This is a genomic window from Collinsella sp. CLA-SR-H006, assembly GCF_040097075.1.
In the GTDB taxonomy this organism is placed as follows: Bacteria; Actinomycetota; Coriobacteriia; order Coriobacteriales; family Coriobacteriaceae; genus Collinsella.
This window is the reverse complement of record NZ_JBBNPD010000010.1, coordinates 82,588-105,378: the sequence shown is the minus strand read 5'-3', so window position 1 is coordinate 105,378 and position 22,791 is coordinate 82,588. Positions and strand designations below refer to the sequence as shown.

Here is a 22,791-nt window from a genome sequence, read left to right as displayed (position 1 = left end):
CCGACCGATTGCAAGCGGTCGGCGGGGCCATTGTGGCTCTTGACAGCGGATTGGGTCATATGAGCGAAAGCCCGCCAAAGCGAGCAAGGTGCCTTGAAGCGAGGCGGCATTGACCTTCTGGTCATGCCGCCGAAGCTGAAAGGCAGATTGCCGCTCTGGCGGGCTTGCAGCGTCGGCTGGTTACGCGGTTTGATAAAACCGCGTAACCCTACAGTTCAGTCACGACAACGCTGTTGTAGACCTCGTCCCAGCGGTCCATGACCAGGTGGCCGGTCTTGGGATCCATGGCGTTGAGCTTGCCGCAGGTATTGGCGGTCTTGAGCACCGTGACATCGTCGGCACCAGCAGCAATGGCATGCGCAAAGCCGGCGATGGTCGAGTCACCGGAACCCGTCGCGTTCACAGCCGCAATCGCGGGCGTCTTGGCGCGGAACGCGCGGCCCTCATGGAAGCCCACCGAACCGGCAGCGCCCATCGAAACGACAACCCAGGGAATACCGGCAAAGCGGTCATCGGCGGCAAGCGCCTCGCGCAGGGCATCGACATCATCGGTCGTAAAGGACGTACCCAGCAGGCCGTTAATCTCGGTCAGGTTGGGCTTTACGAGCTCAGGCTTAGCGTCGGACTCCAGCGCGGCCTCCAGCGATGCACCCGAGGTGTCGAGCAGCACCTTGGCGCCCGCCTCCTCGGCGATCTTGACGAGCTCGGCATAGTAGCCGGCATCGACGCCACGCGGCAGCGAGCCCGAAAGCGTCACAACGTCCGCCTTCGCTGCAAGCTCGGCGAACTTGGCCGTAAAGGCATCGAGCTCGGCCGGGGCGATCTGCGGGCCGCTCTCCAAAAGCTCGGTCTGATTACCCTCGTGCAGAATATTCAGGCAAATGCGCGTCTCACCGGCGATGGGCACAAAGTCGTTCTTGACGCCGTCGGCATCCATAAGCTCGGCCATATAGGCACCCATGTGGCCGCCGAGCAGACCGGTCGCGAGCACATCGTCGCCCAACTGCAGCAGCACACGGCTCACGTTGAGGCCCTTGCCGCCAGCGGTCTTTTCGGGCGTCACACGGTTAACATCGTCGATGATCAGCTTGTCGAGCTGATAGCGCGTATCAATCGACGGGTTCATGGTAACGGTCAGAATCATGTTGGACTCCTGTTTAGAAAACCGGCCCGCGCCCCCTCACAGAAACGCGAGCCGTCAACGGACTAGTTAATTACGCCGGATACCCGCTAATCATGGTATTCGCCGCGGTCCCACTTCTCGAGGAACTCGTCAAAGAAGTGCGGGTCAGCCTGAGCCTCGGCGTCGGCCTTATTGCAGGCATCGATCTTGGCAATCAGGGCATCGTGCTCGGTGGTCTTCTCGTAGGGCTCCTCCAGGAAGGCAAGCATGATATCGGCCATCAGGAACTCGCCGGTGATCTTACCGCCAAAGCCCACGATGTTGGCGTTGAGCTCGCGACGGGCATACAGGGCAGAGGTCATGTCGCGAACCAGGGCGCAGCGGGCGCCGGGAACCTTGTTGACGGCGTTGGTGATGCCGATGCCGGTGCCGCACAGGGCCACGCCAAAGTCGGCCTTGCCGCTGGCAACAGCCTCGCCCACGGCCTTACCGTAGATGGGATAGTGCGTACGGGTGTGGCTGTAGGTGCCGCAGTCGAGCACCTTGTAGCCAGCCTGCTCCAGGCGGTCGGCCAGATAGATCTTCTCGTCCGTAACGATATGGTCGCAACCGATTGCGATGGTCTTCTTCATCAGAACGTCCTTTCGTCTGAATTCACAAGTTGAGGTAGAAGTTCGAGTTCTCGGTGGCTCTCGTTAGGCCATCTTGTTGAGCATGTCGACACGGATCTGGTGACGGCCGCCGGCGTACTGGGCGCGCAGGAACTCGCGGGCGATCTTCTTGGCGACCTCGGTGCCCACAACGCCCGGGCCCATGGTGACCATACGCGAGCCGTTGTGTTCGCGGGTCATGTAAGCGGAACGCTCATCGGAAATGTTGGCGACGACCATGCCCTTGATCTTGACGGCGGCCATATAGGAGCCGACGCCGTACTTATCGAATGCGAAGCCCTGGGAATCCTTGTGCTCCAGCAGGTCCTTGGCAACGGCGGTCGCGGAATCGACAAAGTCCGCGGCAGGGGTCTCGGAATAGTCGACGACTTCGTGACCGTCGGCGATGAGCATCTCCTTGATGGACTCCTTCATCGACATACCGTCGGCATCGGAAGCGATTACAACCCTCATGACATCCTCCTTGAGAGATACGCAGGTGCGTAGTTTCTGTTTGGAAGTGTTGAATCGCGTTCAGGTCCGGGCATCTGAATGTGCGGTTCTTCACTGTTCATGTTTATTTGAACACATTCGAACAGTAACTGCAACAACTATTTGTTTATCTTTGTTCTTTTTTGAACAAATACCGTTCACAGATGATTGCTGACCGTTTGGACCGGGCGCGGACGTAGCGACCATGTGTTCGACAAACAAAAGGGCGGCCGAGAACTCGTCTCGGCCGCCCTTCTTACGGTTGATCTTCCAAAGATCGCTTTGCTGCCTACTCAGACTGCCCGCTCTTCTTGGCATGTCTGGACGGAGCGCTCAAGAAACGACCCGTCAGATAGTTCGCGGGACCGGAGATATCGATCCCCAGTAGCACGTGTCCTAGCCATAGGAACGCCACGAGCACCAGCAGCGGGATAACGCACGAAGTCACGATCATCACGATGACGCCTTCAATCAGATCGGTCACCTGCTGCACGATCTCGTCGGTCATCTGCTTGGCGCCGCTGGTCACCGACGTAACAAGGCTCGACGCCCCATCAGTCAACTGCTCGAGCACGTTTTTGGACTCCGTGGCCTCGGATTTTTTCTTGTTCGATTTTGAGCTGGTCTCAGCTGACTTGTCCGTGACGTCGGCCGCGTCCGCAGCCTTTTGCTCAGCTTGCTCAATACTTACGCGATACGTTTCATCGACCTTCTGCGACACCCATACGCTCGCGGGCACGAGCGCCATGCCGATCACGGCAACCACCAGCACGCGCGTCGCCACACGGCGCAGAACAGCGCTCGTGCTCCAGCGCCCGTGAATGCCGAGCGACACCGCAAAGAGCACCAACGCAAACGGGATTAAGATGCCCAGGCCAACCGACCACAAAATGGTTAGCAGGTATTTCTCTAGGTAGAGCACGGCAAGCACGATACCAAGGTTGCCTGAAAGCTGCGCGAGCTGCTCGGCAACCGGCGTTCCCGTATCACCCGGCAGCGCGGTAATGCCCGCAGACAGCGCCACGCACGAGGTCGTGAGCGCCAGTACGTTACCCTTCTTTTGGTCGATGACCTCGATGGTGGAGTCCCAAGTTTTGGTATCGGCGAAATGCGGACGAGCTACAAAGCCCGACAGCAGCGCCAGGACCACGAGCGCAACGATAAAGCCAATCTGCAGCTTTTTGTTTGCGCACACGACATCGGACAGACTGGGCTGCAGCTCGGTTACCGTCGTGTGCTCGGTTATCTGGACAGGACGCCCATGAGCCATCTCGTGCGCGTCTCTTTTTTGTATTGACCCGTTATCCGGCATTTGGATACCTCCTCAGTCCGGCGTTTAATGCGAAAGGAAGTATACCCACCGAGCAAAAATCGAACGGGAGGACGAACGGAGCGCACCAAGACTGTCCCCAATGACCAGTCGTTTAAGAACGTCCCCAATGACTATTCAGTCCCTATTTCACCGCAACTTGAAGGAGAACAGAAAAAGCCCTGCCGCGGGTAGCGGCAGAGCTTTTGGAAGGGGACTTGGTTGTGCGGGCTCGTTAGGCGAGCTTGGCCTCGAGCGCAGCGATGCGCTTGTAGGCATCGATGGTAAAGCGGGTCTGCTTCTCCAGGATCATAGTGGTCATGAGGGTGTCCTGAGCGTGAGCCATGATGAAGGTCATCTCCATCTCGCCACCGCCGGCCTCCTGCGAAAGCAGTTTGGTCTGCGTGTCGTGGGCACCGATGAGCGCATCGCTGGCATCCTTGTGCAGCTGTTCGGCCTTCTCAAAGTCACCCTCGCGAGCAGCATCGAGCGCTGCAAGCAGATCGGTCTGGGCGTCACCTGCGTATGCGACGATCTCGAATCCAATCATCGAGATTTCTTCTTTGGTTGCCATATTGCGTTCCTTTCACATATGAACCAATGGAGAGCATCGCGTCCGGGCATACGCGCTGCGTTGTGTATGACAGAAACAATAACATTCAAACAAAAAAGAACAGCTCAAAACGTAATTTCGAGCTATGAACGGTCACTTTTCGCCCGTGAACGGTTTTTAAACCAATCTGAACAATATCAAACACAATTATCGGCAACCCAAACAGGACCGCACCCTAACACAAATCGCGCACCGTATCGCCCTCTACAAGCACACCGGGGATCAGCATGTGCTCCACGCCAGACGCACCCCCATCGGCGCCGGCAATCTTGTCGACCGCCCACATGCCGACGCGCTTGTTGTCAAAGCGCACCGTGGTCAGGCGACGGTCGGGCACGATATCGCCCAGGCTGTCATCAACACCCACCACGCTCACGTCCTCGGGCACACGCTTTCCGCACGACTCGAGCCCGCGAATGCAGCCGTATGCCATGGCATCGTTGGAAGCATAAATGGCCGTACAGGTCGGATCTTCCGCCAGAGCCTGGCCTGCGGCATATCCGCTCTGTGCCGTCCAATCCCCACGGACGAGTCGCGGCGGCTCAATTCCATGCGCGCGCAATGTCTCGCGCCAGCCTTCCTCGCGCCGCATGCCCGAAAGCGAGCGCTCGGGACACGAGATAAAGTGCACGGTTTTGTGCCCCCGCCCCAGCAAGTACTCGACCACCTGGCGCGAGCAATCGAACTGGTCGTTATCGACCGTTGAACAGAGCGGGTGCTCCAGCATCGTAACGAGCACCGTCTGCATGCCGGGCAGCGGCTCGAAGGTGCCAAAGTCCGCCGGCATGCGATTCATGATCACGACCATGCCGTCTACCGGCAGCGCGCTCATGCGCGACGATGCGCTCTCGAGGGTATACGGATGCCCATCTACTTTAGTGAGGGTGATGGCATAGCCATGTTTGTCGGCCGCGGCGGCAAAGCCCTCCATACGGTCGAGGTTGCCGGTACCGGTAATGTTGAACATGGCGACGCCGACGGTCTTAAACTTGCCACGGCGCAGCGATCGACCGGCAAAATTGGGGCGATACCCCAGCTCGCGCATGGCGGCACGCACGCGTTCCTTGGTCTCGGGGCGCACACTGGGCGAATCGTGCACGGTGCGCGAGACCGTCTGCTCCGAGACGCCCGCGAGGCGCGCCACGTCTTTGACGGATACCGATTTTTTAACAGCGGCCATAGGTCGATCTTTCTATGTCAACGATGCCATTGGTGGCACCCTACGCAGTCAAATGAAACGTCTTCAAGTATATCTAACGCCTCCCCCACCATACGCTCACCACCCAAAACCTACCGTTCACCGACATTTTTGCTTCCCCGAACGGCTTTTGTCGCCCAAATGTTAACGTTGCCATTGTGCAAACACAGAGCCACCGGGCGGCTCAAACGTTTACGCGTAAGGAATCGACGGTTCGCAGGCACAGGAACCACCGGTTCGCGTCTTTTTTTGTGTCGCAAAATGGCAACGTCAACATTTTGGCAACCGAACGCCAAAAGCTACCATCGTTGCTAACCCACCGACTCTTAGGAGCATTGCATGGAGCAACTCATCGCCATCATCGAAAAGGGCCAGCCCTTTTTCAACGCGATCGCCCGCAACAAGTACCTCAAGGCGATCCGCGACGGCTTTATCTCCGTCATCCCCATCATCATCTTCTCGTCCATCTTCTGCCTGGTAGCCTCGGTCCCCAACATCTGGGGTTTCTACTGGCCCGATGACATCAACAACGCCCTGTGGAAGTGCTACAACTACTCCATGGGCATCCTGGCCATCGCCTGTGCCGCCACCACGGCCAAGCACTTCGCCGACGCTCAGAATCGCGACCTGCCCAAGAACAACCAGATCAACTTTATCTCGTGCATGTGCGCGGCCATCATCGGCTTTCTGCTCCTTTCGAGCGACACCATCGCCACGGACGCCGCCAGCGGCTTTAACACCACCTACCTTGGTTCCAAGGGCCTGCTGACCGCCTTCATCGCTGCGTTTGTGACCGGCATCATCTACAAGTTCTTTATCAAGCGCAACATCACCGTCAAGATGCCCGAGCAGGTTCCGCCCAACATCTCGCAGACCTTTAAGGACATCATCCCCTTCTCCGTCTGCATCACCGTCTTTTGGGTTTTTGACATCGTCTTCCGCGCTGCTTTTGGCTTCTGCTTTGCCCAGGGCGTCATCCAGGTGTTCCAGCCCCTGTTCACCGCTGCCGATGGCTACATCGGCCTCGCTGTGATCTACGGCGCCATGAGCCTGTTCTGGTTCGTGGGCGTCCACGGCCCCTCGATCGTCGAGCCCGCCATCGCCGCCGCCCTCGTTGCCAACATGACCGACAACCTGGCTGCGTTCCAGGCTGGCCAGCACGCTTCCGCTGTCCTGACCCAGGGTGCCCAGTACTTCGTCGTCTGCATGGGCGGCACCGGCGCCACGCTCGTCCTGGTCTTTATGTTCTGCTTCCTGGCCAAGTCTCAGGAGATGCGCGCCGTCGGTAAGGCCGCTATCGTTCCCGTGTGCTTTGCCGTCAACGAGCCGCTGCTGTTCGCCGCACCCATCGTGCTCAACCCCGTCTTCTTTGTCCCGTTTGTCTTTGCCCCGATCGCCAACATCTGGATCCTCAAGATCTTTATCGACTTCTTGGGCATGAACGGCTTTATGTACACCCTGCCTTGGACTGTCCCCGGCCCCATCGGCACCATCATGGGCCTGGGCTTCCAGCCGCTCGCCTTTGTGATGCTCGCCCTTATCCTGGTCGTCGACTTTGTCCTGTACTATCCGTTCTTCCGTGCCTATGACGCCCAGAAGTGCGCCGAGGAGGCCGAGATTTCCGAGGAGGAGCTCGCCGCCAAGAACGCCGAGAAGGCCGCCAAGCTCAACGACGCCTTCCAGGGCAAGGCTGACGCCAAGAGCGTTGCCGCCGGCGCTGCTGCCGAGGCCGTGAAGTCCGACGACCCTGCCGCTTCCGCAGCACCCGCTGCCGAGGCAACGACCGCCAGCGACCTCAACGGCAAGCGCGTACTCGTGCTCTGCCAGGGTGGCGGTACCTCGGGTCTGCTGGCCAACGCGCTGGCCAAGGCCGCCAAGGAGCGCGGCATCAATCTTGAAACCGCTGCCGAGGCATATGGCAATCACGTCGACATGCTCCCCGACTTTGACCTGGTCGTCCTGGCCCCGCAGGCCGCAAGCTACCTGGCCGACCTTCAGAAAGACTGCGAGCGCGTGGGCAACAAGTGCGTCGCCTGCCGTGGCAAGCAATACATCGAGCTCTCCCAGAACGGCGATAAGTCTCTCGCCTTCGTCTCCGAGCAACTCTCGAAGTAACTAACGCTCAGGGCCAGCCGACCATCCAAAGCCGGCTGGCCCTTCGATTTAGACGATTGGATATTTCATCATGTCCGTTAACTCTGCTAGCGTCACCAACCCGCCCGCGCAGTTTCCCGAGGACTTTGTCTTTGGCGGCGCCACTGCTGCCTACCAGGTAGAGGGCGAGACCCGTACCCACGGTAAAGGCAAGGTCGCCTGGGACGACTTCCTGGAGGCCCAGGGGCGCTTCTCCCCCGATCCCGCTTCGGACTTCTACAACCAATACCCCGTCGATCTGGAACTGTGCGAGGAGTTTGGCATCAACGGCATTCGACTCTCCATCGCTTGGAGCCGCATCTTCCCCAATGGTACCGGCGAAATCAACCCCGAGGGCGTGCAGTTCTATCACGATCTCTTCGCCGAGTGCCACAAGCACCACGTTGAGCCGTTTGTCACGCTGCATCACTTCGATACGCCGCTGCCCCTCTTTGAGAAGGGCGACTTCCTCAACCGCAAGACCATCGATGCCTTTGTGGACTTTGCCACCTTCTGCTTTAAGGAGTATGCCGACCAGGTGACCTACTGGTTCACCTTTAACGAGATTTGGGCCGATGCCTCCAACACCTACATCGAGGGCACCTTCCCCGGTGGCGTCAAGGCGCATCTTGCCGAGGCCTTCCAGTGCGAGCACAACATGATGCTCGCCCACGCCAAGGCAGTGCTGGCCTTCCGCAACGGCGGCTTTAAGGGCAAGATCGGCGTCATTCAGTCGTTGGAGTTCAAGTACCCGCTCAACGAGAACGACCCCGCCGACATCAAAGCCGCCAACAACGAGCACGTGCTGCAAAACCAGTTTTTGCTCGACGCCACCTTCCGCGGCGACTACGCGCCCGACACCCTCGAGTGCGCCAACCGTCTGGCTGCCATCTCGGGCGGCACCATCGAAATCTTGGACGAGGACCTCGAGATTATGCGCGAAGCCGCGCTCTACAACGACTACCTGGGCGTTAACAACTATCAGTGCCGTTTCTTGAAGGCTTACGATGGCGAGAACGACCTGCACCACAACGGTACGGGCGAGAAGGGCACCGGCCGCTGGCGCGTTAAGGGTATTGGCGAGCATGTGAACAAGCCCGGCATCCCCACCACCGACTGGGACTGGATCATCTATCCCGAGGGCCTGTTCGATCTGCTCGTCTACATTAAGCAGCGCTACCCCAACTACAAGCAGATCTTCATCACAGAGAACGGCATGGGCTACAAGGACCCCTACAAGGACGGTTTTGTGGACGACCAGCCACGCATCGACTACATCGAGCAGCACCTGCGCTGGTTGCTAAAGGCCATGGAGGTGGGCGTTAACGTGGGCGGCTACTTCCTGTGGAGCCTGCAGGACCAGTTCTCCTGGACCAATGGCTACAACAAGCGCTATGGCTTCTTCTACGTTGACTTTGAAACCCAGAAGCGCACGCCCAAGGCAAGCGCATACTGGTATAAGCACGTGGCGCAGACCCGTCGTCTGGACTAGCGGCTTGCGACGAGCGGTTGGCGGAATTGCCCCGCTCACATAACCTGTCCCCATTTCTCAGCCGGGGGCGGCACGTCACACGGCGCGCCGCCCCCGGCCTTTTTGGGCGGTTCGGGGTCCGTTTGTCTCAATCTGTAACATCTAGCCGAGTTTTTTGGTCCTAGCTGTTACAGATTGAGACGAACAGGATTGCTCTTTCCGAAGAATCTAAATCTGTAACACGTAGCCCGCTTTTGACCGTCTACCTGTTACAAATCGAGACAAACGGAGTAGGACCTAACCCCGTATGTCCCTAACAGTCGAGCGTTCGACCAGCGTACTCGGCACATGAATCGCCTCGATAGACGAGCTCTCTCCAATCGCCGCCTCAAACGCAAGCTTACCGACACCGCGCAAATCAAATCGCAGCGTCGTCAGCCGATTGTGAGGAACAAGTCCCTCGAGTGCGTCGTCGATACCAACCACACTCACGTCGTCGGGCACGGACAGGCCCGCGTTCTCGAGCGCGGCGATAACGCCCAGCGCCATCTGGTCATTTGCCGCAAGCACGGCAGTCGGCGCCTGCGACCCGCCGGCAAGCACCTCGGCCGCAATCCGCTCGCCCATGGCGTACCCACTGTCCGCACTCCAATCGCCACGCAGCATCGGAGCGGCATCGACATGAGCACGACCCAGCGTATCGCGCCAACCGGCCTCACGAAAACGCGAGGAAATCGAGTTTTCCGGACCCGCCACAAACCGCATATTCGAGTGACCATGTTCCAGCAGATAATTGGTCAACAGCTCGCACGAACCATACTGGTCGGAGTCGATCGTCGTGCAGCGCGGATGCGCATACATGGACAGGATGACCGTTCGCACTCCCGGCTGGGGAACAAACTCCTCAAAATCGGGAGCCATGCGGTTCATGTTGAGAATCATGCCGTCGACGGGTCGCTCGACCATGCGGCGCGAGGCATCGGCAAGTGTATAGGGCTTGTCGCCGCCCATCTCGATCATAGTGACGGCAAAATCGTGCTCGCGCGCCGCTTGCATGATACCCTCGAGCGTCGCCAGGTTACCGACACGTGTGATGTTGTACATGCACAGGCCAATAGAACGATACGACCCGCCGCGCAACGCCGCTCCAGCAAAATTGGGACGAAAGCCCAGCTCTTCCATGGCGGCCAGCACACGCTTGCGCGTCTTTTCCGTCACGTTGGGCATACCGTTGACCACGCGAGACACAGTCTGGCGGCTCACGCCAGCGAGCGCCGCAACCTCTGCCGCGCTCGCCGAATGACCATTCCTTGTCTGCTGAGCCATGCCTTCCACGCTAACCTGCTTCCCAACTATTCCCCGCGCCCATGGCGCATCGTACATACATTGATAACGTGCTCATGATACCCGAGCCATATACCACAACATGAAAACTTCTGTCAATCAAAACCGCTTACCGAACAAATACAACCGTTCGCGGCTGTTTGAAGTTGTTTTGTTTCTATACATCCCAACCGGATGTTAACGTGCTCATTGTCAAATGTTCACGTGCTCATTTTGGTTCTAATCATTTTAAGATAGTGTTTATCGGGCTTTTTCACCGCTGAACGCTAACCAGGGAGCCTCCTGAGCGCAAACGCACAATATCGAACAGCGAGACGAGAGGGTGTATGCATATGTCTTTGCTAAACCGCGTACAGCAGCTGCCGAAGGGCTTTGTTTGGGGCGCCGCAACCGCCGCGTACCAAACGGAAGGTTCCACGAAGGTGGCAGGCAAGGGTAAGACCATGTGGGACGATTACCTTGTCGCCCAGGGTCGCTTTTTGCCCGACCCGGCCAGTGATTTCTACAACCGCTACGAGGAGGATATCCGCCTTTCTGCCGAGCATGGACTCAACGCCATCCGTGTGTCCATCGCCTGGACCCGCATCTTCCCCAACGGCGACGATGCCGAGCCCCTCGCCGAGGGCGTTAAGCACTACCACGAGCTGTTCGCCTGCTGCAAAAAGTATGGCGTCGAGCCCTATGTGTCCCTGCATCACTTTGACTCCCCCGCCGCCCTGTTCAACCAGGGCGACTGGCTCAACCGCAAGACCGTCGACGCCTATGTGCGCTATGCCGAGTTCTGCTTCCGCGAGTTCCGCGAGGTCAAGAATTGGTTCACCATCAACGAGCTCATCAGCCTCTCGCACTCCCAATACATCCAAGGCAACTTCCCGCCCAACCATCACTTTGATGTGACGAGCGGCATCCAGAGCCAGCACAACGAGCTCGTTGCCCACGCCCGCGCCGTCAACCTGTATAAGGATCTTGACGAGACCGAGCACCTGGGCGGACGCATTGGCATGGTCAACGTCCTGACGCCGGCATATCCTGCCACAGACTCGCCCGCCGACCAGCACGCCGCCGACCTGTACAACGCCTTCTACACCGACTTCATCATGGACGGCGCCTTCCTGGGTCACTACTCCGCGCGCACCCTCTCACTCATCAACGAGATTCTGCGTGCCAACAACGCCACGCTTACGGTTGAGGACAGCGACATGGAGGAGCTCGCCAAGGCGGCGCCCCGCAACGATATGTTCGGCCTCAACTACTATCAGTCGGCGTTTATCGCCGCCTACGATGGCGAGTCCACCAACAGCTTTAACGGCACCGGAGACAAGGGCACCTCGTGCTTTAAGTTTAAGGGCGTCGGGCAGCAGGTCGATATGCCGGGTATCCCCACCACCGACTGGGATTGGCTCATCTACCCGCAAGGCCTCTACGACACGCTCAAGCACATCAGCGCCACCTATCCCAACCTCCCCGTCATCTATATCACCGAAAACGGCCTGGGCCACAAGGACCCCGAGCCCGACGCAAACGGCATCGTCGCCGATCCCGAGCGCATCGACTTTGTCGACCAGCACATGGAGAAGGTGCTCCAGGCGCGCGCCGAGGGCGTCGACGTCCAGGGCTACTTTATCTGGAGCCTGCAGGACCAGTTCTCGTGGGCCAACGGCTATAACAAGCGCTACGGCCTGTTCTACATCGACTTCGACACGCAAAAACGCTACATCAAGCAGTCGGCACTCTGGTACAAGGAGCTCGCCGACACTATGGCGGACGCGCAGTAGCGCATCGCCTCGCTTTCCCCCGAGAGGGGAGCGGCCCTATGCGATACAAACCCAGCCGCTCCCCTCTCTCCCCCTGGGACCGACCCCGCCTGCACCCGGGCTTTTAGCAAGCGGGAGACCATATAGGTTTTCAACGTCCATGCCATTAAGATTTCATGCAAAGAGGAGCGTGAACTATGGAATCGATCGTTAAGTTCTTGGAGAAAGGTCAGCCGTACTTCGACAAGGTCTCTAAGAACATCTACCTTCAGGCCATTAAAGACGGCTTTTTGGCAGCAATGCCCATCATCCTGTCTTCTTCTGTCTTCCTGCTTATTTCAACCCTGCCGGGCGTTGTCGCCACGGTCGGCGGCTTTACGCTGCCCGACTGGTGGAACGTCGACGTCGTGAACTTCTGCAACAAGGTTTACAACTTCACGATGGGCGTCGTGGGCATCATGGTCGCCGGCACCACCGCAAGCGCGCTGACCGGCTCCAAGAACCGCCGCATGCCTGCCGGCAAGGCCATCAACGCCACGAGCACCATGGTCGCCGCCATGTGCGCTATGCTCATCTTGGCCGTTACCCAGACGAGTGCCAAGATCGACGGCGCCGATGTCTCGGTGTTCTTTACCGACAACATGGGCACCAAGGGCCTGCTGAGCTCCTTTGTCGCCGCATTTGCCACGGTCAACATCTATGCCTTCTGCATTAAGCGAGACATCACCATCAAGCTGCCCAAAGAAGTCCCCGGCGCCATCGCCCAGAACTTCCGCGACATCTTCGCCTTCAGCTTCTCCATCCTGTTTGTCGCCGTCATCGACGTTATCTGCCGCACCTGCTTGGCCGTCCCGTTTGCCAACGTCATCTCCACGCTGGTGAGCCCGCTGTTCGCCGCTGCCGATTCCTACGCCGGCCTCGCCCTCATCTGGTTCATGATCCCGCTGTTCTGGTTCATGGGCATCCACGGCCCCTCGGTCGTTAAGCCTGCCCTCAACGCCGCGCTGTTTGGCAACATCACTACCAACCTCGCCACGCTGCAGGCCGGCGGTCACCCCGCCCTCGCCCTGACCGAGAACTTCGGTAACTACATCGGCGAACTCGGCGGCACCGGCGCCACGTTCATTGTCCCGATCATCTTCCTGCTCTTTATGCGCTCCAAGCAGCTCAAGGCCGTCGGCAAAGCCTCTGTCGTACCCGTGATGTTCGCCGTCAACGAGCCGCTGCTGTTCGCCGCGCCCATCATCCTCAACCCGTACTTCCTGATCCCGTTCCTGTTTGCCCCCGTGGCCAACGTCCTCATTGGTAAGTTCTTCATCGACTTTTTGGGCATGAACGGCTTTATCTATGCCATGCCGTGGGCACTCCCCGGACCGATCGGCACCTTCATCGACACCAACTTCCAACCGATCTCTCTGGTCCTGGTTGTCGTCCTGCTGGTCGTTGACTTCTTAATCTACTACCCGTTCTGCAAGGCCTACGACAACGTCCTGTGCAAGCAGGAGGCCGAGACCCTGGCCGAAGAAGAGGCCGAGGAGACCAAGGCCGTCAAGACCGCTGCCGCCCCCGCCGTTGAGGCTCCTGTTGTCGAGACCGCTTCTGCCACTGAGGCCTCCGCAGCTCCGTCCGCCCTTAAGGGCAAGGATCTGAGGGTTCTGGTTCTGTGCGCTGGCGCCGGCACCTCTGCACTGCTCGCCAACGCGCTTAAGGAAGGCGCCGACGAGCTGGGCATCGACATTACCGCCAACGCCGGTGCCTACGGCAGCCACTACGCCATCATGGACCAGTACAACGTCATCGTCCTGGCTCCGCAGGTTCGCACCTATTACAACGAGATGAAGGCCGACACCGACCGCCTGGGCATCACGCTGCTGTCGCCCAAGGGCAAACAGTACATCGACCTCACTAAGGATCCCAAGGGTGCCGTCGCCTGGATCGAGGAAAACCTCGAGGCATAAGACGCTGACGCCACCTGCCGCTCGCAGAAAAAAATGGCCCGTGCATCGATGCGTGATGCGCGGGCCATTTTGTTTAGACCGCACCCGTCCTCCTGGGCTTATAGGACAAAATGTGTGTCCCGATAGAACATCCGTTTCCATCCATTAATCCAGCCAGAACGGGTACGGGTCCCTGTGGTGGAGGTCCTCCCACACGGCCCTGTCGCCCCACTCCGGCCCTCCGTCCTCGCGCGACGGCGAGGCGGAGTAGACGCTGAACAGGAAGTCGATGTCCGCGTCGGTCGGCATCGCGGCGAGCTTCTCGCGCGCAGTCCTCGCGTCCCCCGAGTGCGCGTGGCACCACCAGAACACCGCCTTCACGCGCTTGACCGACGTCAGCCCCCGGTGGTTGCGCAGGACGGCCCTCAGCTGCGAGTTCACCCCTCCCTCGATCATGTTGTCGGTCGACGGCAGCGGGCCGGCCTTGGCCAGGGCGGGGTCGAGGTAGGTGAACAGCGTCCCCGCCGACACCAGCGACGACAGCGACGAGCGCGCCCGCCTCAGCCTCTCATGGGTGTAGACCCTCCTGCCGTCCACCACGGTCCTGTCCTCCAGGAAGTCGGCCCAGAACCCGCACCAGTCGAGGTAGCGCTCGACCCAGAGCTCGGCCTGGTGCAGCGTCTCGATGCCCATGAGGTCGCGCGCGATGAGGTAGGGCTCGCGCCCCGCCTGGAGCTTCGGCCGCGTCGTCGTGTAGCGCTTGACCTGCGAGAAGGCGTGGAAGGTGCACCTCTGGACCCTGGTGCGCGGCCAGGTCTCGCGCACGGCCTTGGCGAACCCGCTCCCGCCGTCGGTGACGACCACCTCGGGCGCCGGGATCGGCGCCATGAGGGCCGACCACGCCCTCGAGTTCTCCGACCTCGCCATGTACCAGGAGACCACCCTCTCGCCGCTGCAGCATATGAGCACCACGAGGTCGCGCGCGACCCAGATCCCGTCGACGTAGAGCACGCGGTGCAGCTCGCCGTCGGGGACGGGCATCGGCCAGACCTCCCAGAACTCGGCCGTCCTGCGCCTGAAGGACCGTCCGCCGCCCGGCATCGCCGCCTGGGAGTCCTTGGAGAGGAGCCACCCGAGGAACCCGTCCAGCCTTGCCGCCGTGTCGTCGTACCTCACCGTCGTCGACGCGCCGCAGGCCGTGCACCTCCACCGCTGGGACCCCGATGAAGTCCTGCCGTTGCGCTTGGTCCGACCGCCGCAGTAGGGGCAATAAACGGCCTTCATGGGCACCTCTTCCGAAAGGGTATTTAACGGTTCCGGAAAAGGTTATCTACCTGCGGGAACGATAGGCAACCGGACACACATTCTGTCCGAGCGGTTAAAAGCGGGCACGGAATTTAAACGGCTGAAAAAGGGGCATCGACCTGCGCCGATGCCCCCAACGTGGACACACATTTTGTCCTATAAGCCTCCTCCTGTTCATCTTAATCTGTAACATCTAGCCGAGTTTTTGGGTCCCAGCTGTTACAGATCGAGGTGAACGCACAGGCCAAGCCAAAAATCTCAATCTGTAACATGTAGACCGCTTTTGACCGCTTAGATGTTACAGATCGAGACAAACAGATGGGTCAATCCAATCAATCTAGATCTGTAACACCTGGCTGGTCATTTCACTCCTAACTGTTACAGATCGAGACAAAGATGATGGCTGGGTAGACAAAATCTCAATCTATAACACCTAGTCGAGTTTTCGGGTCCCACCTGTTACAGATTTAGACGAGCAGGCCGAGCACGTCTACGCCCGCAGATCCCTCACGCTGGAACGCTCGACCAGCACACCCGAGACAAGCGTACGGCTTCTGGAGCTCGGGGCTTCCAGACCTGCGACGACCTCGTTAAGCGCACGGACACCCAGCTCGCGGTGGCGAAACTTCACCGACGTCAGAATCGAGTTGGGAATCGTCTTATAGAGCTCATCGTCGAAGCCGATCACGGACACATCATCGGGCACACTCAGACCCTTGTCACGTAGAGCCATCATCACGCCGTTTGCCATGCAGTCGTTAGCAGCGAGGACCGCCGTGCAATCGGGCTTATCGGCAAGCACAAGGCCCGCGGCATAGCCACTATCCGCATTCCAATCGCCTTGCAGAGGCTCGGGCGGCTCAATGCCACGCGCCTCGAGTGCCGCACGCCAACCTTTCATACGACACTGGCTCGACAGCGCCTCTTTCTTACCAGAGACGAAGTATACGTTCTTGTGCCCACGATTTAAGAAGTACTCGCACGCCATGCGCGCACCACCCTCTTGATCGTCACTAACGGTAGAGCAGGCAGGATGCTCCATCGGCGTGATAATCACCGTCTTGAGGTCTTTCGGTGCCTCAAAAGTATCAAAGTCATCGACCATCTGACGCAGGTTGAAGATCATGCCATCAACAGGCAGCTGCGACATCCTACGCGCCGCTTCGGCAAGGGTCATCTTCTCCCCCGCCCGCTTTTTGATCATCGTGAGCGCAAAGCCGCGTTCTTCGGCGGCATCTGCGATACCGTCAATCATGTCCACGGCACCGCCCGACAAGTGGAACAGCACCACGCCGATGCACCCGTAACGGCCCAACTTGAGCGAACGCGCGGCAAAGTTGGTTCGAAACCCGAGCGCTTCCATTGCGGAATGGACCTTATCGCGTGTCGACTCTCGCACGCTACCGGGCTCGTTGATCACACGCGAAACCGTCTTGAGAGAAACACCCGCGGCAACTGCCACATCATTCATTGAGACATTTTTCTTGTCCATCGTTGCCACTACTTCTCCAGTCGGTCTTGCATCGCTTGTTTTTTTGCGTTCTAGCATACACTACCTGCCTGACTGACAAATCAACCGTTTACCGGACAATATCGACCGCTCACCCGTATATCCTTGTTGCTCTTCCAAAAATGTCTTACGTTGTCATTAACGAAATGACAACGTTGTCATTTCGCAATGCCTTCCTTAAGCAGGAAGGTTTCCGGGCAGTCCTGACCATCCATCGACGACCAGTTCCATCCACATGCATCGCGCATCAAGTAGCAAAGGAGCTTTATGGACGCCATCGTAAAGATGCTCGAAAAGCATCAGCCGTTCTTTGAGAAGATCTCGAGGAACATCTACCTCCAGGCTATTAAGGACGGATTCCTTGGGTGCATGCCCATCGTCCTCACCTCTTCGATCTTTCTGTTGATCGCCACCCTTCCTGGCGTAGTTGGCATCACGCTGCCCCAGCCGCTCATCGACTGGTGCAACAAGTTGTACAACTTCACCATGGGCGTCATGGGCATCATGGTCGCCGGTACCACTGCCAAGAACTTCACGGCATCCATGAACCGTCGCATGCCCGCCGGCAAGGTGCTCAACGACGGCTCCACCATGGTTGCCGCCCAGTGCAGCATGCTGCTGCTCGCTGTTACGCAGTTCACCACCAAGTTCAACGGCTCCGAGCTTTCGGTCTTCGATTGCACCAGCATGGGCACGCGCGGTCTGTTCTCCGCCTATATCGCCGCGTTCATTACCGTGTGGGTCTACAAATTCTGCGTCTCGCGCGATCTGACCATTAAGCTGCCCAAGGAGGTCCCGGGCGCCATCGCTCAGAACTTCCGCGACATCATCCCCTTCGGTGGCGCTGTCATCATTTGCGGCATCATCGATGTTGTCGTGCGCAACCTCATGGGCGTTCCGTTCTCCGAGCTGCTCATCAAGCTGCTCTCCCCGCTCTTCACTGCAGCAGAGACCTACCCCGGACTCATCCTTATTCAGGCAGCCACCGCGTTCTTCTGGTTCATCGGCGTCCACGGTCCCTCGATCGTCCAGCCGGGCATAGACCCCATCCGTCTTGCCAACCAGGCCGAGAACCTGCAGGTTCTGCTGGCCGGTGGTCACCCCGCCCACTCCCTCACCTTTAACATGTCGCTCGTGGGTGAGTTCGGCGGCACCGGCGCCACCTTCATCGTGCCGCTTCTGCTGATTCTCTTTATGAAGTCCAAGCAGCTCAAAGCCGTCGGTAAGGCCTCGATTGTTCCTGTCGCCTTCGCCGTCAACGAACCGCTGCTCTTTGGCGCGCCCATGATCCTCAACCCCTACATGCTCATCCCCTTTGTTGCCGCCGGCTGCGTCAACGTAAGTGTTGCCAAGTTCTTTATCGACAATGTGGGCATGAACGGCTTCTCCTTCGTGGTGCCTTGGGCTACCCCTGCCCCCATCGGCATCTTCATCACTACAAACTTCCAGCTTATCGCCCTGGTATTTGTCGCGATCATCATCTTGCTGGACGCCATCATCTACCTACCGTTCTTGAAGGCATACGATAAGCTGCTCTGCGACCAGGAGGCCGAGCGCGCCGCCGAGCTGGGTCTCGAGTCCGATGGTGCTGCCACCATCGCCGCCAACGCCTCTGCGCCCACTGTCGAGCAGGCCACCGCTTCCGTCGAGCCGACCGTCGCCGCCGCCGACAGCGAGCCTGTCGCCGATCAGCCCGAGCCCGCAGCCGACGCATCCGCTAAGAAGGATGTCGACGGTCTGAAGGTCCTCGTCCTGTGCGCCGGCGCCGGCACCTCTGCCATGCTTGCCAACGCCATCAAGGAAGGTGCTGCGCAGACCGGAGAGAACATCGCTTCCTCCGCAGGCGCCTATGGCCAGCACACTGCCATCATGGATCAGTACGACGTCATCGTGCTCGCCCCGCAGGTTCGTAGCTACTACAACGACATGAAGGCCGACACCGATCGTCTGGGCATTAAGCTGCTCGCTCCCCGCGGTAAGGAATATATCGACCTCACCCGCGACCCCGCTGGCGCCATCAAGTGGCTCCGCGAGAACCTCGACTAGTTCCTCCCTCTGTTGGTGCCCGGATCCCCAGTTCGGGCACCTCTCCCTATTCGTATCCCACAGAAAGGATGACTCATGACCAACCCCATGCAGTTCCCCGACGGCTTTGTGTTTGGCGGCGCCACCGCTGCTTACCAGGTTGAGGGCGAGACCCGTACGCACGGCAAGGGCAAAGTGCCCTGGGACGATTTCCTGGCTGCTCAGGGTCGCTTCTCCCCCGACCCCGCAAGCGATTTCTACAACAAGTACCCGGTCGATATCGACCTGTGCCAGCGCTTCGGCATCAACGGTATCCGTGTCTCCATCGCTTGGAGCCGTATCTTCCCCAGTGGCACCGGCGAGATTAACCCCGAGGGTGTCGCCTTCTATCACGAGCTTTTTGCCACCTGCAATAAAGCCGGCGTTATCCCCTATGTCACGCTCGATCACTTTGATACGCCCGAGGCCTTTTACCAGAACGGCGGCGAGGGCTTCCTGACGCGCACAACGATCGACGCCTTTGTCGAGTACGCCAAGTTCTGCTTTGCCGAGTTCACCGAGGTCAAGCACTGGTTCACCTTTAATGAGATTCCCGCGACCGCCGAGGGCAGCTTTATCGTCGGCAACTGGCCGCACGGCGAGAAGTATCGCCTGGACAAGGCCTTCCAGCTCATGCACAACATGATGGTGGCCCACGCCAAGGCTGTCGTTACCTTCCATGAGGGCGGCTTTGAGGGCGAGATCGGCATTGTCCAGAACCTGGAGCCCAAGTATCCCCTCGATCCCAACAACGCCGCCGACTGCGAGGCAGCTCGCATGGCCGACGTCATCAACAACCGCTGGGTACTCGACGCCACCTTCCGCGGCCACTATGCAGCCGACACCATGGAGGCTGCGACCAAGCTGGCCCATATCGCCGGCGGCGAGCTCGACGTCCGCGACGAGGACATCGCCGCGCTGACCGCCGCGCTCCCCTACAACGATTGCTTGGGCGTCAACACCTACAAGTGCCAGTTCCTGCGTGCCGCCGAGGGCGAAAACGACATCAACCACAATGGCACCGGCGACAAGGGCTCCTCGCGCTGGTTCCTCAAGGGCGTGGGCGAGTCATGCGTGCGCGAAGGCGTACCCACCACCGATTGGGACTGGATCATCTATCCCGAGGGCCTCTACGACCTGCTGCTGCGCATTAAGAACGATTACCCCAACTACAAGAAGATCTACATCACCGAGAACGGCATGGGCTATAAGGACGACTTCGAGGATGGCTTTATCGACGACGCCCCTCGCATCGACTACATGCGTCAGCATCTCGCATGGATCCTCAAGGCAATCGACGGCGGCGTGAACGTCGACGGTTACTTTGTGTGGTCGTTGCAGGATCAGTTCTCCTGGACCAACGGCTATAACAAGCGCTACGGCCTGTTCTACATCGACTTTGAGACCCAGAAGCGCTATCCCAAGGCGAGCGCGTACTGGTACAAGAACGTCGCGGAGACCGGCCTGCTCATGGCCTAACTTTTGCCGCATACCCCCTGTCGGCCGCATACGAATCCCTCCACGGGTTCGTATGCGGCCTTTTTTGTTTTTGGTGAGCCCGTGCGGGCCGTTTGTCTCGATCTGTAACATCTAGCCAAGTATTTCGGCCCTAGCTGTTACAGATCAAGACAATAAGATAGTCAAATCCAAACTTTCCAAGCAGTTATGAAGCATGGTTTCTAGTTTTCGGTATCACGAACATACTTTCGGTGTCATTTAATGGTATTATGATATCGAAAGTATGTTCGTGATATCGAAAGGAGCCGCATGCGCCAGTTCGATTACACCACAGTCCCAGCGGAACTCGAGGCAACTCCAATCACCAACCTCCTCCTCTCGATACGCGAGCATAAAGGCCGACAGCTTGCTCTGAGTCAAGTTAAACCCGAACTTCTATCGTCACTTATGGAGGAAGCTAAGATCCAAAGCACCCAATCCTCCAACGGACTTGAAGGAATTGTTACCACCCAAAAAAGACTCAAAGCAATCATGGCGTATTCCGCCAAGCCAAGCTCCCGCGCAGAGGAAGAAATCGCTGGATACCGAGATGTGCTGTCGCTTATTCACGAGCAACACGATTCCATTCCCGTAACGCCATCGGTCATTTTGCAGTTGCATCGTGACCTCATGGCGCACACGGCAATCTCGTATGGGGGCCATTGGAAAGATAGCGATAACGAAATCATCTCCATCGACAATCAAGGCAATCGATTTGTGCGCTTTAGGCCGCCTTCGGCCCTAGCAACCCCCGGACTTATCGAAGAAGCCTGTCGGTCCCTCAACGACGCCTTATCTCGTCAAGTTTGCGACCCCCTCCTTATATCATTCCGCTTCATCTTCGATTTTGTCAGCATTCATCCCTTCAACGATGGCAATGGCAGGATGAGCCGGCTCCTTACAACGCTGCTACTCGAAAAGACTGGATACGACGTTGCGCGTTACATCAGCATCGAACGACTTATTGAAGACAACAAGGCGCTCTACTACAACGCCCTCGCTGCAAGCTCCACTGGATGGAATGAAAATCAAAACACCGAAGTACCCTTTATCCGTTTCATGCTCGGAACAACCCTGGCCGCCTACCGACAGCTCGAGCAGCGTACCTTAATTGAATCAAGCACTCGTCCCATGTCGAAGCAAGCGCGCATCGCTGTTCTATTTCAACAGAGACCCGGCGTCATTAAGAAATCCGACATCCGATCCAACTGCCCCGATATCAGCGAGGTTACCGTTAAACGAACCCTCGGTCAGCTTGTTAGTTGCAGCGCAATCGAAAAAACAGGAGCGGGTCGTTCGACGGGCTACATACTCAAAGACGTCCATGCTCTAGAACTATTCTTGCAATCCACATTACCCGATAGCGAGGCCGCAATAACAAAAGAGGCTCCAAAGGATAAGCTCCTTGAACGTGTAAACCACGCCGAGGATGAAAGCAGAGAGGGGCTCTATGAAGACTACGATTCATTCTCAAGGGACATAAAGACGAAATACGGAGTCTAGTCATATCCCAGAATAGCCTCATCCTTGTTGCCCAAAGTTATTTACGCGTCATTGTAAAGCGGAACCCCCGCGCCGGCAGGGGGCAGAAGTATCACCTGCAGCGATAGCTAGCAGATGACCCGCGTGTGCTCCTCGATGGCGGCGCGATCCTCGGCGGCAATACCCGGCTCGCACACCACGGCGTCCAAACTGTCCAGGCGGCAGAAGGTGTAGAAGTCGCGCTTGCCGATCTTACTGGAGTCGGCGATCAGATAGCGCGAGTCGGCCTTGCTAAAGGCGAGCTGCTGGATACGACCCTCATCCATATTAGACGTAGACACGTCGCCATCCAGAATGCCGTTGGCGCCGATAAACGCCGCGTCGATACCCAGCGCACGCAGGGTATCCTCGGCCGTTGGTCCCACAAAAGCGGCGGTACGGCGACGGTACATGCCGCCCACTAGGCACAGGTCGCAGTCCTCGCGCGCCTCGAGCAGGTTAAACACCGAAAGCGAATTGGTCACGATGCGCAGACGAAATGCCGGCAGCATCGAGGCCATCTGCTCAACCGTGGTGCCCGTACCCAAAAAAATGGTCGAGCCCTCCTCGATGAGCTCCACGGCGCGGCGCGCGATCTGCAACTTTTCCTCGGCATGCTTGGTGCGCTTTTCGCTGTGCGAATACTCATGGCGCAACATAGCATGTGGACGGCCCTGCGCACTGCGGGCTCCACCGTGCACGCGCTCGATCTCGCCCAGGCTCGCAAGCTCCTCGAGATCGCGGCGGATCGTCATATCCGAGACACCCAGTGCATCCGAAATCTCCTTGACCGAGACCGTGCCCTGCTCCTCGAGCAGCTGACGAACCCTATCCTGTCGCTCTGCCTTAATCACGATGAATCCTCGCCGT

Annotated in this window: 17 protein-coding genes; 7 read left to right on the top strand and 10 right to left on the bottom strand. The window is 58.5% G+C overall.

Annotated features, from left to right (window positions below):
- Positions 1 to 208: 208 nt before the first annotated feature.
- From AAA069_RS07125 to AAA069_RS07100, 6 genes are all read right to left on the bottom strand, one after another.
- A complete protein-coding gene (locus tag AAA069_RS07125; RefSeq protein ID WP_349127954.1) occupies positions 209 to 1,144 on the bottom strand; it encodes a hexose kinase in 936 nt (311 codons plus the stop codon).
- Positions 1,145 to 1,230: 86 nt separating this feature from the next.
- The gene (gene lacB / locus AAA069_RS07120) at positions 1,231 to 1,755 is read right to left on the bottom strand and encodes a galactose-6-phosphate isomerase subunit LacB (RefSeq protein WP_349127953.1); all 525 of its coding nucleotides are present in this window, start codon (positions 1,753 to 1,755) and stop codon (positions 1,231 to 1,233) included.
- 63 nt (positions 1,756 to 1,818) lie between these two features.
- Positions 1,819 to 2,247, bottom strand: a complete 429-nt coding sequence (gene lacA / locus AAA069_RS07115) for a galactose-6-phosphate isomerase subunit LacA (protein WP_006234830.1) — start codon at positions 2,245 to 2,247, stop codon at positions 1,819 to 1,821.
- A gap of 307 nt (positions 2,248 to 2,554) precedes the next feature.
- Positions 2,555 to 3,535, bottom strand: coding sequence for a hypothetical protein (locus AAA069_RS07110; RefSeq protein ID WP_349127952.1), 981 nt, complete (start codon positions 3,533 to 3,535; stop codon positions 2,555 to 2,557).
- Between the two features lie 274 nt (positions 3,536 to 3,809).
- Complete coding sequence (locus AAA069_RS07105; protein ID WP_349127951.1) at positions 3,810 to 4,148, bottom strand: PTS lactose/cellobiose transporter subunit IIA; 339 nt, start codon at positions 4,146 to 4,148, stop codon at positions 3,810 to 3,812.
- 214 nt (positions 4,149 to 4,362) lie between these two features.
- Positions 4,363 to 5,367 (bottom strand): LacI family DNA-binding transcriptional regulator, encoded by a 1,005-nt coding sequence (locus AAA069_RS07100; RefSeq protein WP_349127950.1) that lies wholly within the window; start codon positions 5,365 to 5,367, stop codon positions 4,363 to 4,365.
- 357 nt (positions 5,368 to 5,724) lie between these two features.
- Between AAA069_RS07100 and AAA069_RS07095 the strand changes: the two genes are divergently transcribed.
- Both AAA069_RS07095 and lacG (AAA069_RS07090) read left to right on the top strand, forming a co-directional pair.
- Complete coding sequence (locus AAA069_RS07095) at positions 5,725 to 7,500, top strand: PTS transporter subunit EIIC (RefSeq protein WP_349127949.1); 1,776 nt, start codon at positions 5,725 to 5,727, stop codon at positions 7,498 to 7,500.
- 70 nt (positions 7,501 to 7,570) lie between these two features.
- Entirely contained in the window at positions 7,571 to 9,010 is a 1,440-nt protein-coding gene (gene lacG, locus AAA069_RS07090; protein ID WP_349127948.1) for a 6-phospho-beta-galactosidase, read from the top strand.
- Positions 9,011 to 9,286: 276 nt separating this feature from the next.
- Here the strand turns inward: lacG (AAA069_RS07090) and AAA069_RS07085 are convergent, their stop codons facing one another.
- Entirely contained in the window at positions 9,287 to 10,315 is a 1,029-nt protein-coding gene (locus AAA069_RS07085) for a substrate-binding domain-containing protein (protein WP_055310566.1), read from the bottom strand.
- 350 nt (positions 10,316 to 10,665) lie between these two features.
- Between AAA069_RS07085 and lacG (AAA069_RS07080) the strand changes: the two genes are divergently transcribed.
- Positions 10,666 to 12,108, top strand: coding sequence for a 6-phospho-beta-galactosidase (lacG, locus tag AAA069_RS07080; protein WP_022094683.1), 1,443 nt, complete (start codon positions 10,666 to 10,668; stop codon positions 12,106 to 12,108).
- A 176-nt stretch (positions 12,109 to 12,284) separates the two neighbouring features.
- Positions 12,285 to 14,045, top strand: coding sequence for a PTS lactose transporter subunit IIBC (locus tag AAA069_RS07075; RefSeq protein ID WP_022094682.1), 1,761 nt, complete (start codon positions 12,285 to 12,287; stop codon positions 14,043 to 14,045).
- A gap of 144 nt (positions 14,046 to 14,189) precedes the next feature.
- Here the strand turns inward: AAA069_RS07075 and AAA069_RS07070 are convergent, their stop codons facing one another.
- Complete coding sequence (locus AAA069_RS07070) at positions 14,190 to 15,308, bottom strand: IS1249 family transposase (RefSeq protein WP_349127947.1); 1,119 nt, start codon at positions 15,306 to 15,308, stop codon at positions 14,190 to 14,192.
- A gap of 511 nt (positions 15,309 to 15,819) precedes the next feature.
- Positions 15,820 to 16,821 carry a LacI family DNA-binding transcriptional regulator gene (locus AAA069_RS07065; RefSeq protein WP_349127946.1) on the bottom strand — a complete coding sequence of 334 codons (1,002 nt, stop codon included), beginning with the start codon at positions 16,819 to 16,821 and terminating at the stop codon, positions 15,820 to 15,822.
- A gap of 285 nt (positions 16,822 to 17,106) precedes the next feature.
- Between AAA069_RS07065 and AAA069_RS07060 the strand changes: the two genes are divergently transcribed.
- The 3 genes from AAA069_RS07060 (at position 17,107) to AAA069_RS07050 (ending at position 21,903) form a co-directional block, all read left to right on the top strand.
- The gene (locus AAA069_RS07060; protein WP_349127945.1) at positions 17,107 to 18,885 is read left to right on the top strand and encodes a PTS lactose transporter subunit IIBC; all 1,779 of its coding nucleotides are present in this window, start codon (positions 17,107 to 17,109) and stop codon (positions 18,883 to 18,885) included.
- A 75-nt stretch (positions 18,886 to 18,960) separates the two neighbouring features.
- Positions 18,961 to 20,382, top strand: a complete 1,422-nt coding sequence (gene lacG / locus AAA069_RS07055) for a 6-phospho-beta-galactosidase (protein ID WP_349127944.1) — start codon at positions 18,961 to 18,963, stop codon at positions 20,380 to 20,382.
- A gap of 288 nt (positions 20,383 to 20,670) precedes the next feature.
- Entirely contained in the window at positions 20,671 to 21,903 is a 1,233-nt protein-coding gene (locus AAA069_RS07050) for a Fic family protein (protein ID WP_349127943.1), read from the top strand.
- Positions 21,904 to 22,010: 107 nt separating this feature from the next.
- Here AAA069_RS07050 and AAA069_RS07045 read toward each other — a convergent pair whose 3' ends face one another.
- Entirely contained in the window at positions 22,011 to 22,775 is a 765-nt protein-coding gene (locus tag AAA069_RS07045; RefSeq protein WP_349127942.1) for a DeoR/GlpR family DNA-binding transcription regulator, read from the bottom strand.
- Between the last annotated feature and the right edge of the window lie 16 nt (positions 22,776 to 22,791).